At 51.8% G+C, this 16,162-nt stretch carries 19 protein-coding genes; 14 read left to right on the forward strand and 5 right to left on the reverse strand.

The genetic code is table 11. The features are described 5' to 3' along the window. Nucleotides 1-6 precede the first annotated feature (6 nt). The 4 genes from FLZ89_RS08300 (at nt 7) to FLZ89_RS08315 (ending at nt 5,147) form a co-directional block, all read left to right on the forward strand. Nucleotides 7-3,162, forward strand: a complete 3,156-nt coding sequence (locus FLZ89_RS08300; protein ID WP_141304776.1) for a molybdopterin-dependent oxidoreductase — start codon at nt 7-9, stop codon at nt 3,160-3,162. 148 nt (nt 3,163-3,310) lie between these two features. Next, nucleotides 3,311-4,480, forward strand: a complete 1,170-nt coding sequence (locus tag FLZ89_RS08305; RefSeq protein WP_141304777.1) for a permease — start codon at nt 3,311-3,313, stop codon at nt 4,478-4,480. A 31-nt stretch (nt 4,481-4,511) separates the two neighbouring features. After that, a complete protein-coding gene (locus FLZ89_RS08310; protein WP_141304778.1) occupies nt 4,512-4,757 on the forward strand; it encodes a thioredoxin family protein in 246 nt (81 codons plus the stop codon). A gap of 18 nt (nt 4,758-4,775) precedes the next feature. Then, nucleotides 4,776-5,147 (forward strand): putative zinc-binding protein, encoded by a 372-nt coding sequence (locus tag FLZ89_RS08315; RefSeq protein ID WP_216363863.1) that lies wholly within the window; start codon nt 4,776-4,778, stop codon nt 5,145-5,147. Nucleotides 5,148-5,187: 40 nt separating this feature from the next. Here the strand turns inward: FLZ89_RS08315 and FLZ89_RS08320 are convergent, their stop codons facing one another. Beyond that, a complete protein-coding gene (locus FLZ89_RS08320) occupies nt 5,188-6,183 on the reverse strand; it encodes a DUF2703 domain-containing protein (RefSeq protein ID WP_141304780.1) in 996 nt (331 codons plus the stop codon). Nucleotides 6,184-6,339: 156 nt separating this feature from the next. Between FLZ89_RS08320 and FLZ89_RS15680 the strand changes: the two genes are divergently transcribed. From FLZ89_RS15680 to FLZ89_RS08345, 6 genes are all read left to right on the forward strand, one after another. Beyond that, nucleotides 6,340-6,510 (forward strand): hypothetical protein, encoded by a 171-nt coding sequence (locus FLZ89_RS15680; protein ID WP_172613514.1) that lies wholly within the window; start codon nt 6,340-6,342, stop codon nt 6,508-6,510. A 92-nt stretch (nt 6,511-6,602) separates the two neighbouring features. Continuing rightward, on the forward strand, nt 6,603-7,022 hold the full coding sequence (gene arsC, locus FLZ89_RS08325; RefSeq protein WP_141304781.1) for an arsenate reductase (thioredoxin): 420 nt from the start codon (nt 6,603-6,605) through the stop codon (nt 7,020-7,022). A gap of 229 nt (nt 7,023-7,251) precedes the next feature. Then, nucleotides 7,252-8,199 (forward strand): cation diffusion facilitator family transporter, encoded by a 948-nt coding sequence (locus FLZ89_RS08330; RefSeq protein WP_253256435.1) that lies wholly within the window; start codon nt 7,252-7,254, stop codon nt 8,197-8,199. A 187-nt stretch (nt 8,200-8,386) separates the two neighbouring features. Beyond that, nucleotides 8,387-8,725: an ArsR/SmtB family transcription factor gene (locus tag FLZ89_RS08335; protein WP_141304782.1), complete on the forward strand. Its 339-nt coding sequence runs from the start codon at nt 8,387-8,389 to the stop codon at nt 8,723-8,725. Between the two features lie 92 nt (nt 8,726-8,817). Continuing rightward, nucleotides 8,818-9,969 (forward strand): aminotransferase class V-fold PLP-dependent enzyme, encoded by a 1,152-nt coding sequence (locus FLZ89_RS08340; protein WP_141304783.1) that lies wholly within the window; start codon nt 8,818-8,820, stop codon nt 9,967-9,969. A gap of 51 nt (nt 9,970-10,020) precedes the next feature. Continuing rightward, on the forward strand, nt 10,021-10,536 hold the full coding sequence (locus tag FLZ89_RS08345) for a (Fe-S)-binding protein (RefSeq protein ID WP_141304784.1): 516 nt from the start codon (nt 10,021-10,023) through the stop codon (nt 10,534-10,536). A gap of 4 nt (nt 10,537-10,540) precedes the next feature. Here the strand turns inward: FLZ89_RS08345 and FLZ89_RS08350 are convergent, their stop codons facing one another. Both FLZ89_RS08350 and FLZ89_RS08355 read right to left on the reverse strand, forming a co-directional pair. Next, on the reverse strand, nt 10,541-11,083 hold the full coding sequence (locus tag FLZ89_RS08350) for a permease (RefSeq protein ID WP_141304785.1): 543 nt from the start codon (nt 11,081-11,083) through the stop codon (nt 10,541-10,543). Then, nucleotides 11,080-11,562: a permease gene (locus tag FLZ89_RS08355; protein WP_141304786.1), complete on the reverse strand. Its 483-nt coding sequence runs from the start codon at nt 11,560-11,562 to the stop codon at nt 11,080-11,082. The genes FLZ89_RS08350 and FLZ89_RS08355 overlap by 4 nt, the downstream gene beginning before the upstream one ends. A gap of 163 nt (nt 11,563-11,725) precedes the next feature. Between FLZ89_RS08355 and FLZ89_RS08360 the strand changes: the two genes are divergently transcribed. After that, nucleotides 11,726-12,133 (forward strand): PadR family transcriptional regulator, encoded by a 408-nt coding sequence (locus tag FLZ89_RS08360; RefSeq protein WP_141304787.1) that lies wholly within the window; start codon nt 11,726-11,728, stop codon nt 12,131-12,133. Here the strand turns inward: FLZ89_RS08360 and FLZ89_RS08365 are convergent. Both FLZ89_RS08365 and FLZ89_RS08370 read right to left on the reverse strand, forming a co-directional pair. Next, nucleotides 12,130-12,342 carry a DUF5320 domain-containing protein gene (locus FLZ89_RS08365; RefSeq protein WP_141304788.1) on the reverse strand — a complete coding sequence of 71 codons (213 nt, stop codon included), beginning with the start codon at nt 12,340-12,342 and terminating at the stop codon, nt 12,130-12,132. The two genes, FLZ89_RS08360 and FLZ89_RS08365, sit on opposite strands and share 4 nt — an antisense overlap. Nucleotides 12,343-12,452: 110 nt before the next feature. After that, nucleotides 12,453-13,646 carry an MFS transporter gene (locus tag FLZ89_RS08370; RefSeq protein ID WP_141304789.1) on the reverse strand — a complete coding sequence of 398 codons (1,194 nt, stop codon included), beginning with the start codon at nt 13,644-13,646 and terminating at the stop codon, nt 12,453-12,455. A gap of 197 nt (nt 13,647-13,843) precedes the next feature. On the opposite strand from FLZ89_RS08370, the gene FLZ89_RS08375 reads away from it, so the two are divergent. From FLZ89_RS08375 to FLZ89_RS08385, 3 genes are all read left to right on the forward strand, one after another. After that, complete coding sequence (locus tag FLZ89_RS08375) at nt 13,844-14,233, forward strand: ArsR/SmtB family transcription factor (RefSeq protein ID WP_141304790.1); 390 nt, start codon at nt 13,844-13,846, stop codon at nt 14,231-14,233. An 89-nt stretch (nt 14,234-14,322) separates the two neighbouring features. Then, a complete protein-coding gene (gene arsB / locus FLZ89_RS08380; RefSeq protein WP_141304791.1) occupies nt 14,323-15,396 on the forward strand; it encodes an ACR3 family arsenite efflux transporter in 1,074 nt (357 codons plus the stop codon). A gap of 155 nt (nt 15,397-15,551) precedes the next feature. Further along, nucleotides 15,552-16,127, forward strand: a complete 576-nt coding sequence (locus FLZ89_RS08385; protein WP_141304792.1) for a hypothetical protein — start codon at nt 15,552-15,554, stop codon at nt 16,125-16,127. Nucleotides 16,128-16,162 lie beyond the last annotated feature (35 nt).

Genomic DNA, 16,162 nt, shown 5'->3' on the forward strand with positions numbered 1-16,162 from the left:
CAATCCATGACCCTTAAAATCGGACGCAGGGAATTTTTAAAAACCTCAGCCTTGCTGGGCGGAGCAACCTTGCTGGCGGCTGAGGCCCCTTCTATGGCCGGCCAGAAAGGGAGTGCAGCGGCCGGCCCGAAGGGAACCCGGGATAGCCAGTACGACCTAGCCCAGGCCGAGAACATGGTTTACGGTGTCTGCCTGCAGTGCAATACCCAGTGTACTATTAAGGGAAAAATTAGCAACGGCATTGTTGTCAAAATAGACGGTAACCCCTATAGCCCTATTAATTGTTTTCCCCAGCTTCCCTATAACACGCCACCAGAAACAGCGGCTAAAGTCGACGGCAAATTGTGTCCCAAGGGGCAGGCGGGCATCCAAACCCTATATGATCCTTATCGCCTGGTCAAAGTGCTTAAACGTAACGGCCCCCGCGGTTCAAATAAATGGAAGACGATTTCCTTTGAGCAGGCCGTTAAAGAGATTGTAAACGGTGGTAAACTATTCGCCGATATCGGCGAAGATCGCGTCGTTCCCGGCTTTAAGGACGTCTTTATGGCTAAAGACGCTGCCGTCTTTAAAACCCTGGCCGAAGATGCGGCCAAGGTGGCCGGGAAGGAAATGTCCCTGGCTGATTTTAAAACCAAACACGCCGCCAATCTCGACCTCCTCCTTGACCCCAATCACCCGGACCTGGGACCGAAAAACAATCAATTTGTTTTCATGGCCGGCCGTATTGAGCCTGGCCGCAGCAATTGGACCAAGCGTTTTGTCCTCAACAGCTTCGGTTCGGTTAACTGGTTCGAGCATACCACCATCTGCGAGCAGAGCCATCACGTCGCTTACAAGTGGGCTACGGCCCAGTACAGCGACGGTAAGTGGTCGCCGGGTCCGAACCACATGAAACCCGATTTTCGTTGGTCGCGGTTTGTCATCTTCTGGGGTACCGGCGCCTTTGAGGCCAACTTCGGCCCTACGCCCATGGCCGAGCAAATAACCCGGGCCTTGGCGGAAAAGGGCCTGAAGATAGCCGTGGTCGATCCGCGTTTTTCCAAAACGGCCGCCCACGCCAATTGGTGGATACCCGTCAAGCCGGGCGGAGACCTGGCCCTGGCCCTGGGGATGATCCAGTGGATTCTGGCCAACGAGCGTTACGACGGCAAAGCCTTGGCCAATGCCAACCGGGCCGCTGCGGAACAGGACGGGGAAAAATCGTGGACCAACGCCACCTGGCTGGTAAAAATCGACCAAGACGGCCAACCGGGAGCCTTCCTGCGGGCCAATGAGGCCGGTTTAGTTAACGGCGATAAGGGTAAGAATCTCTTCGTTGTATCGCGTAACGGTCAACTGGTAGCCGTTGATCCCGAGGACAAAGACAATCCCGTGGAAGGCGATCTCTTTGTTACCGCCGAGGTTAACGGCATGAAAGTCAAATCGGCCTTGACGATCCTTAAAGAACAAGCCGCCTCCAAATCCCTAGAAGAACTGGCTGCCGAGGCCGGGGTTCCGGTCCAGGCTATTATCGACCTGGCCCGGGAATTTACCAGTTACGGCAAGCAGGCCGCTATTGATTTCTATCGCGGCGCCGTCCAGCATACCAATGGCTATTACACGGCCCAAGCCATCATAATCCTCAATTTGCTTATCGGCAATGTAGACTGGCGCGGGGGCCTCACTACCGGCGGCGGTTCCTGGGCCGCCGGTGGGGGCAAGCCGGGGCAACCCTTTGACCTCAGCAAAATGCATACCGGTAAAATAACTCCTTGGGGTGTCAAGCTCACCCGTGAAGGCGCTTATTACGACCGCAGCACTTTGTTTAACGGTTTTCCGGCGGAAAGGCTCTGGTATCCCCTCACTTCCGACGTATACCAGGAAATAATCCCGGCGGCCGGGGCGGGGTATCCTTATCCCATAAAAATCCTCTGGCTGCATATGGGCACGCCGGTTCTGGCGGCACCGGCTGGGGCGGAACAGATTAAAATATTATGCGATACCGAGCGCATACCGCTATTTATTGCCGACGATATTGTCATCGGCGAGACTTCCATGTATGCCGATTATATCTTCCCCGATATTACCTATCTTGAGCGGTGGGCCTTCCTGGGGGCTCCGCCCTCCACGACTACCAAAACCACCAAACTACGCCAGCCCATCGCCGCCCCTATACCGGAAACGGTAAAGGTTTTCGGGGAGGAGATGCCGATCTCCGTTGAGGCGGTGATGCTGGCCATAGCGGAAGCTTTAGGGTTGCCGGGTTACGGGAAAGACGGTTTCGCACCTGGCTGGGACTTTAAAAGACCGGAAGATTATTATCTCAAGGCGGCGGCCAACGTGGCCTACGGCGACAAGCCCGGCGATGAAGTCCCCGACGCCGACGACCGTGAACTGGCAGTTTTTAAAGCGGCACGCCGCCATTTGCCGCCGGCCGTATTTAATGAAGCCGCCTGGCGGCGGGCGGTGGGCGAAGACCGCTGGCGCAAAACCGTTTATGTCCTCAACCGCGGCGGCCGCTTTGAAGAGAGCACTGGCTCTGCCGGCAAATACGTCGAGCATCCCTTCGGCAAACTAATAAACCTTTATGTCGAGCCCGTGGCAACGACGCGGGATAGCATTACGGGCCGCCTATTCGGCGGCGTGCCCCGGTTGGAGCCGGTTAGCAACAGCGACGGAACGCCGGTAAAGGATGCGGATTATCCCCTGCAGCTCATTACCTTTAAAGAAATTTTCGGAGGGCAGTCCCGGACTATTGGCAACTACTGGGGACAGGTGGCCCTTTTACCGGAAAACTTTATCTTGATGCACCGCTCCGACGGTGCCCGCCTGGGCCTGCGCGACGGCGACCTGGTAAAGCTTATCTCCCGAACCAACCCGGACGGTAAGCTGGACCTAGGCCCCGCCGGTGTGGAGGCGGTGCAGGGCAAAGTTAAACTTATCGAGGGTATAAGGCCAGGTGTCATTGCCGCTTCCTGGCATTACGGCCACTGGGCCTACGGCGCCCGGGACGTCGTTATCGACGGCCGGGTTGTCAAGGGCGACGCGCGGCGAAGAGGAGGCCTGTGCCCCAATCCTGTGATGCTCCTCGATATGCGGATGAAAACCACCTGCCTGACCGATCCTATCGGTGGCAGCGCCTCCTTCTACGATACGCGGGTTAAAGTGGAGAAAGTATAAGAAAGTTCCTCATTAAGAAGCGGAGATGGGCGATGAGCCCTTCCCCGCTTTTTTTGTTCCTTCTTGACAAAACCATTAGTTGCTTCTAAACTAATATATAGTTAAATTATAATAAACTAATAGAATAACATAAGAGGGGATGTATTATATGAGCAAGCAGACCAAATTATTATTGATTATCGCCGTATTTTTGGCCGCCTATTTCCTGCCCTTCCAACATCCCCGGATGCAGAGCGCTATCCTGGAAGCCTTCTACATGCTGCAGGAGTATGCGCGGGAACACGTGCTGTTCTGCCTGGTGCCCGCCCTTTTTATCGCCGGGGCCATGAGCAATTTTCTTTCTTCACAGGCGGTTATGAAGTACCTGGGACCGGAAAGCCCCAAAGTTACGGCCTATGGTGTGGGCGCCGTATCGGGGGCAATCCTCGCCGTCTGCTCCTGTACCGTCTTACCCTTGTTCATGGGCATATATAAACGCGGCGCCGGGCTGGGACCGGCCATAGCTTTCCTGTATTCCGGGCCGGCTATTAACGTCCTGGCCATTATCCTCTCGGCCCGGGTGCTGGGCTGGCAGATCGGCCTGGCCAGGGCTCTGGGTGCGGTCCTGTTTTCGGTAATAATCGGCCTGATCATGGCGCTACTCTTCAGGGGCGAAGAGCAGGAGAGGGCCAAGGGGCTGCTCATGCCGGAAGGAGGAGAACCTCCACGGACGCTTGGGCAGACTGTTGTGTATTTCCTGGTCCTGGTCTTAATCCTTGTCTTTGCCGCCTGGGGCAAGCCGGCAGAACAAGCGGGCTTCTGGTATGCGGTATATAGCATCAAATGGTATCTAGTTATCGCTCTTCTGGTAGCTCTGGCCGTGATTTTAAAGGCCTGGTTTAAGCGGGAAGAACTGTCAGCCTGGGTGGATTCTACGTGGGATTTCAGCATTAAAATCCTGCCCCTCCTTTTCGGCGGCGTGCTGGTAGCCGGCTTCCTTATGGGGCGGCCTGGCGTCGATACCGGTATTATTCCGGCCAAATATGTGGCCATGGTGGTGGGGGGCAACAGTTTATTAGCCAACTTTACCGCTTCTATCGTCGGCGCCTTTATGTATTTTGCCACTTTGACGGAAGTGCCGATAATCCAGGGACTTATCGGTTCCGGGATGGGGCAGGGGCCGGCCCTGGCCCTTCTCCTGGCGGGACCGGCCTTGAGTTTGCCCAATATGCTGGTGATTAACAGCGTGCTGGGGTTCAAGAAAACCTTTGCCTACGTATCCCTGGTTGTAATTATGGCAACCTTGACGGGGATGGTGTTTGGTACCATAGTAGGGTAAAATTATATAAAAAAGAAGGAGATGAGGATAAGTGGTAATCAAAGTCTTAGGTACAGGATGCGCCCGGTGCAAGGCGCTGGAGCAAAACGTGATGAACGCCCTGGCGGAAATGGGCGTGGCCGCCGATGTGGAAAAGGTGACGGATTTAAACAAGATCACCGATTACGGCGTCATGATGACCCCGGGACTGGTAGTTAATGAAAAGGTTAAGGTGTTCGGCCGCGTGCCTGACAAAGAAGAGATAAAGAGGTGGATACAGGAAGAAATAAAAGAGTAAAAGGGAGAGAAACTGATAATGGCGAAATGCACCTGCGAACCGGCGGAAATTATGCTCTTTCCCTGCGCGGGAGGTTCGAACGTAGGCCAGCTGGCCAACCAGGCGGCTGTAAAGCTGGATCAGGAGGGCACAGGCAAGTTGTTTTGCCTGGCCGGGCTTGGTGGTCATGTGCAGAGTATAGTTGAGTCGACCAAGGGGGCCAAAAGGATTGTCGTGATCGATGGCTGTCCTATAGGCTGCGCCAAAGCAACAGTGGAGCATGCCGGTTTTCCGGTGACAGATTATGTTATGGTAACCAAACTGGATATCCGCAAAAAACATGAATTTACCTGGACGGATGAGGAACTGGACCGGGTGGTCCAGGCGGTAAAAGAATCACTGGAATCGTAGAAAGAGGGCCGCGGTTTAATTTCCCGCGGCCCTGCATTTGTTAATTGCAACATTTTGAAGCTGATGAGAAACCACAGCAACTTTCCATTGCCACCTGTTTCCCCGTATCCCCTGATGCTTCTTCATCTTTTTTGCGCTTAGCCGCAAAGAAACGTTTTAAATTCTCCGGCAACTCTTTCAGCGGTTCCTTTGTTGCCGGGGCCTCCATACCGCCGCCGTAAACATGCTTAAGGATGGCCTCAATGATCATCCCTTTGGGAGCTTCGGTATATTCCTTACCCTGGTATACCCAGACGCGGCAGTCCACATCCTCGCCGCAAAGGTCGCCGCAGGATTCGCATAAGTCTTCCCTTATGTCTAGCTGGATATCTTGCCCGTTGATGCGAATGGTGGGTGAACTGACAAATCCCAGGGCCAGGGCCTGTTCTTCCGTTTGGACGTGGATCTTTTTCAAGTTGACCTTAACTCCGGTAGCCTCTAAAACTTCGGCCACTTCGTTGAGGGCTTCCTCTAGATTACGACCTGTACCCTGGCAGCGGGTGCAGGCGTCCAGGTCCAGGTAGAGAAACTCGATGTCAATGGTGCGCTGGTTATCTTGGGCCTGGGACGCCGTATTTGAACCCTGCTCCACAGCTTTTTCTGGACTTTCTGTAGCAGAAATGCCGCAGCAGTTTGAGGTCTTTACAGAGCAGCAAGACATCTCTATCGCCTCCAAAATATAATTAGTAACCTCCCGCCAGGCCTCGACGGCGACGCGGAAGGCTTCCTTTCCTTTTGGAGTAAGGGTATAAACCTTGCGCTCCCGGCCCCCGGCTATCTCAATGGCAGAAGTTACGTAGCCACCCTCTTCGAACTCCCTGAGTACAGGGTAAATCGTTCCCTCGGTGGGCGTACAGCAGCCCCTGGTAACTTCAGCTACGGTACGGGCTATTTCGTAGCCGTGCATGGGCTGGGTGTAAAGGACGCGCAGGATAAAAAACTTCGACAGGCACATCTTGATTATACCGTTCCAGTACTCGCGATCAGTATAATCCATAATCACCCCTACCTTTAACCCCTATACATAGAAGGGCAATGCTTGCATCTTGTATTATATGGTACACGTTTGTTGATGTCAAGGTATTTTCCAGAAGGGGATGTTGTTATTAAAGCGTATTTATTAAAAAAATTAAAGGTGGGGAGTTGGTATCACATGGGTAAAGTTCTTATTGTCCTTGATGAGGAAGAGCAATTAATGCTGCAACGCATCTGCCTGGATAAAGACGCCGGAGAAGCCCTGGAATTTGTATTGCAGATAATTGCCCCCAAAATACCCAAAAAGATTCCTTGCTTGGCGGGAATGCTGATGCAACCGGAAAGGTAGAAGAACAAGCCATAAAATTATGGACCTTGATAAGGAAGTGGGAATAATATGGTAGAGAGAAACAGGGTGTAGGTAAGGATGGGAGGATACTTGTGCAAAAGAAACCTGTAATTCTTTTTCTCTGTACCGGCAATTCATGCCGCAGCCAGATGGCTGAAGGTTTTGCCCGGGCCCTGGGTGGAGAAAAAGTTGAAGTGTACAGTGCGGGGCTTGAACCGGCTGGTTTGAATCCCCGCGCCGTAGCAGTGATGGCTGAAGCCGGCATCGATATTTCCGGGCAAACCTCCGACCCTATCGATCCTGAAATCTTAAACAAGGCTGATCTGATTGTCACCCTCTGCGGCGACGCCCGTGATAAATGTCCTGTGACGCCACAAACTATCCGCCGCGAACATTGGCCCCTCCCTGACCCGGCAAAGGCTGAGGGGGAAGAAGAAGAAATCATGGCGGTTTTCCTATCTGTACGCGACGAGATCCGGGAAAGGGTGGCTAAGCTCCTGGAAGATTATTAGCATTTCACGCGGGTTTAGCTCTTGGGGCCTTATTATACCGGATTGTTGCCAAGGATACGACCTTATGGGTCGAAACCGTTCATAGAGTCAGCCAATGCAGGAAGCATGGGGGCAATTAGGGTAGCTGACTTTTTTTCTGGTTGACAGGGAGTCTTGTTAACGCTACTATATAAGTATTCAAGAATAAAAGAATGTAATACAAGAATAAAGTTGCAAGGAGTGTAAAAAAGTGAAAAATGATCCGCATAACGACAATATTCATCATCACCATCATCACCACAGCCATCTGAAAACTGGAACGGTAAACGATAAGAATCTGATACTAACAATGCTGTTAAACCTGCTTATTACCGCAGCGGAAATAGCCGGGGGCTTACTGGCGGGAAGCCTTTCCCTTGTTTCCGATGCCTTGCACAATTTGAGTGATGCGGCGGCCGTAGCCATCAGTCTGATGGCGTTACGCTTTTCCCGACGGGGGGCAACCCTGGAAAAAACCTTCGGTTTTCAGCGGCTGGAGATTCTGGCTGCCCTGTTTAATTCTGCCGTATTAATAGCCATTTCTTTTTTGCTTTTTAAAGAAGCGGTAATTCGTTTAATCCATCCCCAGGATATCAATAGTTTAATAATGATGAGTGTAGGAATTATAGGGCTTTTAGCCAACACGGCAGGTGCTTTACTCCTACGGCGCGATGCCGACAAGAGTTTGAATGTGCGTTCATCTTACCTACATTTATTCTCCGACGCCTTATCCTCAGTGGCGGTAGTTGCCGGCGGTATCGCCATCTATTTTTGGCGGATAACCTGGGTTGACCCCCTTTTGACCATCTTAATCGGCCTGTATGTCATTAAGGAAAGCTATGAAATTGTTGTCGATACAGTGCAAATCCTTATGGAAGGCACACCCAAAGGGATAAAATTAGAGGAAATATATACTTCGATCAAAAGCTTACCGGGCATCCGCGATCTGCATCATGTTCATGTCTGGCAGCTCGGGGAACGGCAGATTAATTTTGAAGGCCACATCGACCTGGAACAGGATATATCTATCAGTGAATCGGAAAAGCTACGCCGGCAGGTAGAAGCCTTACTGCGGGATAAATTCGGCATCGAGCACATTATGCTGCAAATGGAATACGAAGGCTGTCCGGGTAGGGAGTTGCTTTGCTGCATAATTTAAGGTGCATTAAACTCCTTTTGCTGTTAGTAAAAATAGCATGGATATGAGCCTATTTTTCTCTGGCAATTATTTCCAGGGCGTTTATTGTTACTAAGTAAGTCCTGTTGGTAAAGGGTTTTACTTGACAAAAGGCAATAAAAATTATAGACTGAATATAGTGATATTCTAATATACGAGGTAAATAGCGATGGAACGCATCCATAATTTAAAAGCGGAATTTTTCAAAGCCCTGGCTCACCCCACTAGGGTGCGGATTATAGAACTTTTACGCCATGGTGAGCGCTGTGTTTGTGAGCTGATGGAAGAGCTGGAATTAGAACAGCCAAACATCTCCCAGCACCTGGCCGTTTTGCGCAAGCAGGATATTGTCGAGGCCACCAAAGACGGTTTACGGGTGATTTACCGCATCAAGGATCCCCGGATCATTACTTTACTAGACCTGGCCGGGGAGATTATCGCCAGGGAGATTGCCGAGACTATGGCGCTCATGCAGGGAGTAAAACAAAGTATAGGGAATTTAGAGTGACTTGGTTAACGGGAGCGGGCAGGGAGGATAAGGCATATCCTCCCTTTTTCCACTTCCGGAAGTGTTTAAAGGACGGGCAGGGGGTGCAAACAGTGGCCATTTACTTGGATAACGCCGCTACCACCTTTCCCAAGCCGCCGGCGGTTTGGCAGGCCATGGAGTATTTTATGAAGAATATCGGGGCCAGTGCCGGTCGGGGCGGCTACCGTCGCGCCCTGGTGGCAGAAGAGATAGTCTACCAGTGCCGGCGGCTGCTGGGGAAGTTGTTTAATATTGACGACGCTACGCGTATCGTCTTTACGGCCAACGCCACCGAAGCCATTAATTTAGTCCTCAAGGGCTGGTTGAACCCCGGCGATCACGTCATTACAACGGCTATGGAGCATAACGCCGTCTGGCGGTGTTTGAAAACCTTGGAGAAGGAGCGCGGGATAAGCATTACGGTAGTACCATGCCGGGAGGACGGTGAATTGCTGTTGTCGGAAATGGAGGCGGCCTTCCGGGAGAAAACGCGCCTCCTGGCCTGCACCCATGCCTCCAACGTTACGGGAACAGTGATGCCGGTGCAGGCAATTGCGGCCGTTGCCCATCGGCACGGGGTGCCGGTTCTGCTGGACGCCGCCCAGACGGCCGGGGTATATCCAGTCGATGTCCGGGAATTGGATATTGACTTTCTGGCCTTCACCGGTCATAAAGGCTTACTAGGCCCTACGGGTACCGGCGGCCTCTATATACGTCCCGGTTTGGATCTGCGTCCCTTGAAGGAAGGGGGGACCGGATCGGTGTCCCGCCTGGAGTATATGCCGGAAAATTTGCCGGACCGCTTTGAAGCCGGGACATTTAATATGGTAGGTATCGCCGGCCTTAAAGCGGCGGTGGAATATATACTTAACCAGGAAATCGACCGTATCCGTGCCCACGAGGAAGAGCTGACGGCCAGGATGCTGACGGGGTTGGCAGGCTTGCCCGGAGTGACCGTTTATGGCCCTCGGGAAACGGCGCGCAAGGTGGGCGTGGTTTCCTTTAACCTTAAAGATCTGGCGCCGGAAGAGGTGGCCTATGCCCTGGACGAAGGCTACGATATTATGGTCCGGGTGGGCCTGCACTGCGCACCCTTGGCCCATAAAACCATCGGTACACTGGATAGGGGAACGGTGCGGGCCAGCGTGGGTTATTTTAATACCGCGGAAGAGATAGACACATTTTTAACAGCGATAAAGGAGATTATTGAAATATCAGGCTAAAGCTTGTGCTTGTTATCCATGAGAGTAGCGGACAGAGGGGAGGTACTGCCTGTGTTTCTGGAAAAAATAGATGTCACCAAAGTAGAAACCTGCCTGGCTGATGCGGAAAAGATCCGCCTGCAGGCGGTTTTAAGCCGGGACATTGAGGAGTTATTACCCTACCTCAATACGGTGATTAAGAATGCCGTATATAACCATTACGCTAAAAATTTGACTTTTATGAAAGATTTCAGGTTGATCACCCTCTACCCCTACAAGCTCACTATGGCCAAAGCGGTCAATATGACGGACGCCCTCCAGGTGCTGGACTGGCTCAAGGATTTAATCAACGATACTCACCGGCGGCAAAAGGAAATTCAGCCTTCCTTCGCTAAAAAGGAAAGGCCTACAGCCTTGCAAATATACAAATGGCTGCCCGGGACCAATTGCCGCCGGTGTGGCCAGTTGACCTGCCTGGCCTTTGCCGCCAGGTTGCTAAGCGGTGAAAATACCCTGGAAGATTGCCCGCCCCTGGCAGAGGAGGAAAATAGTGAACGGTTTAACGCTTTGCAGGGGTTGCTGGGGTAAGCCGCTATGGATTTGCCATCTGCCGCCGGTAGAATTCTGCTTTGTTTTCCGCTCCTATGACGCGGTCGATAATATAAGCAATCGCCAGTATCCCGGGGACGTTGACCAGCCAGCGGGTGAGGGCGAATTTAATTCCTAAGGCCGACATTTCAAACAGGAACATGGGGATTTTTAAAGTCGACCAGGAACAGAGAAAAATAATAATGTTGCTGTATTTGGTGCCTTTCTTCGCCATGACGGCGGCCACCGGGAAGGCGCCGTAAAGGGGCCCGGCGGCGGCCGCCCCCAGCACTATGCTTAAGACAATGCCCTTTAAGCCGGAACCTTCACCCAGGTAGCGGATAATAGTTTCCCGCGGCACCCAGACATCTAGGAGGCCCAGGAGGAGAAAAATCGGCGGGATGATGGCGAGCATCTCGGCAAAGTTGCCGGCGGTGTATTTGAAAATTGTTAAGCCGGTGGCTGGATGAAAGATGGTTATTATCAAATCAGCGAGGATAATTAATAAAAAATAGCGGTAAGTTTTAATTAAGTTAAGTATGCTCACGATCCCACCGCCATCCCGATGATAATAGCCACGATAAAGGAAAAGACATAGCTCAACGAATTACGGAGGATAGTTTCTCTTTTACCGAAATACCTGCTTTCCAGGGGAGCGGTGACGACGCCCACCATCATCAGGGTAGAAACGAAAACGGCCATCTGCATGATGCCAGCGCCCCGGTCGAGCAAAGATTTGGCCAGGGGAAAGGCGACGAACCCCGGAATAAGGGTGATGGAGCCGACTATGGAGCTGGCCAGCATGCCGGCGAAGCCGCTGTTTTTGCCCACCAGGGCGGCAATGGTGTGAGGTGACAGGTAAGTCAGCATGATCCCTATCAGGGCCAGCACGACGGCAAAATCGGGTAAGATGTTGGTAAAGGCCTTCCATCCTTTCATCACGGCCATTTTTGTTTTTTGCCGGTCTTTGATGAAGGAAAACACCAGCCCCCCCAAGGCCAAGAGATAGAGAAAGAGGGTAAACACAGCTCTGCTCCTTTCTGCTTTCCTTAGTTTTTACTGAGTTTTTACTGGGGATTAAGATTTTTTACAGCTTGCTGTCCCTTATGTTGACAGCAGAGAATTAATGTTTTATCTTTAAATTGTGTTAAAAACATACATATGTAAATAACAGATAGGAAGTGGTCCCATGTGCGGTCACGGTCCCGGCGGCCACCATGGCCGCTGCGATTGTCGCGGCGCCCGCATGGAGGGTTTTCTGCAGCCCTGCTTGTTATTATTACTGTATGAGAAACCCACCCATGGTTACGAACTGATGGAAAGCATGAACCGCCTGGGATTATGGGAAGGCGTTCCCGATGCCGGGGCGGTCTACCGCCATTTACGCCGCCTGGAGGAAGAAGGTTTGGTGCGGTCCCACTGGTCGACAGTTGGCCCTGGACCGGCCCGGCGGAGGTATGAGATAACCCCGGAAGGGATAGATTACCTTCACGACTGGGCGGTGACCATCCGGCGCAATAAAGCCGCCCTGGACACTTTCCTTCGCCGTTACGAAGCTATTTTTGGTCAGGACAAAGACATGGAGAAGGGGAATTAAGCCCCTTCTCCCAGTTCCTTCAGCTTTTTCTCCACGGCCTTCACTTCGGCCTGTAGCTCTTTAAGATACTCTTCCAGGCGGGCCTTTTTCTCCGCGGTGGTTAAAAAGCGGCGGTGGAAGCTCCCGTGGTGATGACCGCGGCAGCAACTTCCCCAACGCGGTCCGCAGCCATGACCACCAATAGGACCGTGCCCGACATAGTTACACAATGTTTCTTCCCCCTTTTATTTTTTTGAGCGGCTTATATATGACATTAACATATATAAGTTACTAACATCATAATACTAATTTTTATCTAAGTCAAGGGGACTTCTACCAATTAGCGTGTATCGCTGGCCGGTTCCATACCTGTCGAGGCGGCAGTATCGCCGCGCACCACCAGGGACGCCAGGATGATTAAAAGGAACAAGCAGAGGGCATAAAGGGCAAAGAAACGGCTGAAATTAAAAGCATAGATAAGGCGGCCGCCTATGGCCGTCCCAACGCCGCCGCCACCCATAAAGGCGAAGGCTACCAGGGACATGGCCGTACCCCGCGCCCGGGCGGCGAATTCCGTAGCTATGGTCAGCAGGGTAGAGTGGGCGAGCATGAAACCCAAGCCCAGCAGGGCCACTCCTGCTATTAACGTCGGAAGCTGGTGACCGTAAACCCAAAAGAGGAGGTCTGCTGCGGCGGCCGCCAGCAGGCCCGCCATTAGTACCGGGCGCCGGCCGTTCCGGGCCGCCAGCGGACCGCTGAGACGCCCGGCCATAACGGCGGCGATACCAAAGGCGGTCATAATTAGGCCGATGACAAAGTTATTATAATGATAGGTTTGGGCGATATAGGCTCCGAGATAAGAGAAAGAACCGACGATAAGGATACCTTCGAGGAGCACTACTAGGTAGACGGATGCACTCTTGGTATTCCCCAAAAGGCGTAGGTAGGGGGCGAAGAACTGGCTCCGGGGATTGCGGACCGAAGGTATCTGGCGGCCGATGGTGTAAAGCAACAGGGTGGATACCAGAGCAAGGACGGCGTAGGCGGCAAAAACCCCGCGCCAGCTCAGGAAATAGGCTATAGTACCGCCGATAGCCATACTTAGGCCCTGGCCAAGGAAGGATATGCCCATAAAAGTGCCGATGGCGGACTGGCGTTCCTGGATAGGGAATACATCGCCTATAAGGGCCAGGGATATGGGCATTATCGAGGCGGCAAAGATGCCGGTCAAGGCACGGTAAACGGCCAGGCCGGTGAGGCTGAAGCCCAATGCGCTGAGGCCTGTACCCAAGGTAAATAAGGCCATAGAGAAATTGATTACCTGACGCTTACCGTAACGGTCGGCCAAAGGGCCAAAAATTAGTTGGAATAGGCCGAAGGGGATCATGTAGGCCGTAATCAGCAGTCCGGCTTGGACGGTTTCAACATTTAAAGAGCGGGCTATGGCCGGCAGGATGGGTGAAACCACCCAGTTGTCGGCCATAACGGTAAAACCGGCTAGACCTAAAATGAGAATAAGGGTGTTACGTTGCATTTACATATATCCTCCTGAAAAATAATATAGAAATAAACGCATATATAACATAGCAATACCAATCCAATTTGTCAAGGAAAAATTTCGCTAACAATTAATTAAAGCGTAAGGAAACGGAAATATATTTTAATGTTGACAAAGACAACGAACTTTAATATTATATAATTAATAACTTATATATAGGGGAGGTGAAGGGGGTGAATTTGAAGGATTGGGAAAAGGCCTTTAAAGCTTTGGGACAGCATTTGCGCCTCAGGATTATCGCCTTGCTGGCCGAAGGGGAGCTGTGCGTCTGTGAGCTGGAAGAGATTCTGGGCATCACCCAGCCGGCCATTTCCCAGCACCTGCGGGTCCTGAAGGAAGCGGACCTGGTCTGGGAGGAAAAAGTGAGCCAGTGGGTGTTCTACCACCTCAATAAAGAAAAACTAGCCGCGGTTCTCCAGGGATGGCTGGCCTATCTGGAGGTACCCCTGGGAGACAAAGAGGAGTTTGCTGCCGACTACGAAAAGCTGCAACAGCTCCTGGAAAATCCCAAGGTTGCCTGTCGTCCCCTCCGAAAGATGGGTAATAAAGAGAGGGGAGGTTAGGATCTTTGCCTAGAAAGAACAGTAAATGCAATAAATAAGGATGTTTGCGTAACGTAACAGAGAAAGACCGACGAGGAGGTTTATAGTTAATGGCAGCGGTAAACAACAATCAACCCGTGGCCAGATTGTCTCTGTTGGACCGTTTTCTAACCCTCTGGATCTTCCTCGCTATGGCCTTTGGCGTGGCTTTGGGTTATATCGTACCCGGGGTGGCGGATGCTCTGAATAAAATGTCTGTGGGGACAACTTCCATCCCCATCGCCATCGGCCTGATCGTCATGATGTACCCGCCTCTGGCCAAGGTCAAGTACGAGGAACTGGGCAAGGTGTTCCGCAACGGCAAAGTTATGGCCCTGTCCCTCTTCCAGAACTGGATTATCGGTCCCGTCTTGATGTTTTTCCTGGCCATCATCTTTTTACACAACTACCCTGAATATATGGCCGGCCTCATCCTAATCGGCCTGGCGCGATGCATTGCTATGGTCATTGTCTGGAACAGCCTGGCCCGGGGTGATGCCGAGTATGCCGCCGCCCTGGTGGCCCTGAACTCCATCTTCCAGGTTATTTTTTATTCAATTTATGCCTATATTTTCATTACCTTGCTGCCGGCGTGGCTGGGCTTCCAGGGGATGAAAGTCCATGTCTCCATCGGCGAGGTGGCCACCAGCGTGGCCATTTACCTGGGTATCCCCTTCCTGGCCGGCGTAATCACCCGCTTCACCCTGATGCCTGCTCGGGGCAAAGAATGGTACGAGAAGACCTTTGTCCCTAAGATCAGTCCCCTGGCCCTGATTGCCCTATTGTTTACTATTGTGGTTATGTTTTCCCTTAAGGGCCAGTATATCGTTTCCCTACCCATGGATGTGGTAAGGGTCGCCATTCCCTTGATTTGTTACTTTGTCCTCATGTTCTTAATTTCCTTTTTCCTCAGCATGCGCCTGGGAGTCAATTATGAACAGACGACAACCCTTTCCTTTACCGCCGCCAGCAACAACTTTGAGCTGGCCATCGCCGTGGCCGTGGCCGTCTTCGGCATCAATTCCGGCCAGGCCTTCGCCGCGGTTATCGGGCCCTTGATTGAAGTGCCGGTGATGATCGGCCTGGTGAACGTGGCCTTGAGCTTCCAGCGGCGGTACTATGGAGCTGTACCGAGGAGGAAATAAACAGAAAATAAGACGGGAAATGAAGAGGAAAAGGGAGGCGGTAAGCATTTGCCTCCTTTTTGACATATTACCTTGCGAGGAACCAGGCAGGTAAATTTTGCTTGTTGGTCCCTCCGGAAAGTATTAAAATAATAGCAGAAAGGAGAGGGGAAGTGATGGCCATGTCGGAAAAAGAAGTAGTAGAAGGCGCCAGGCAAGAGATTGCCGCGGCCTCGGAAGGCATAGAACCTAAGATGGTGGAATTCGGTTATTACCATCTGGCCCAGCGGACGGACAACCTCTCCTTGAGGATAGACAATTTATCCCAGCGCATCGATGGGATAAAAGATAGTTTGGAGGTAAAAATCGCATCCCTGGACCAAAGAATAAATCAATTACGCCAGGAGATGAAAGAAGATCTTAACAGATTGAGCCGGGAGACGAAGGAAGAGTTTAACAAACTGCGGCAGGAGACGAAGGCGGAGGTTGACAAGTCGAGCCGCGAGATGAATGAAAAGCTCGACAAACTGAGCCGGGAGACGAAGGAAGATCTCAACGGCTTGGACGGCAAATCAAACCAATTACGCGATGAAATGAGAGAGGCATATAACAGGTTAGAGGAAAAATTCAACTTACTACATCAAGAATTACATGAGTACAGCAGGAGTCAAAGGAATACTTTAGCCGGTGTGATTATCAGCGCCCTGGCTATAATAATAACTGTTTTATTATCAATTAAGTACGGTTTCTAAGCTGAGAGGATACGCCTGTATTTGCAGGGAGAAAG

The sequence above is a fragment of the Moorella sp. E306M genome, assembly GCF_006538385.1.
Taxonomy (GTDB): Bacteria; Bacillota; DSM-521; order Neomoorellales; family Neomoorellaceae; genus Neomoorella.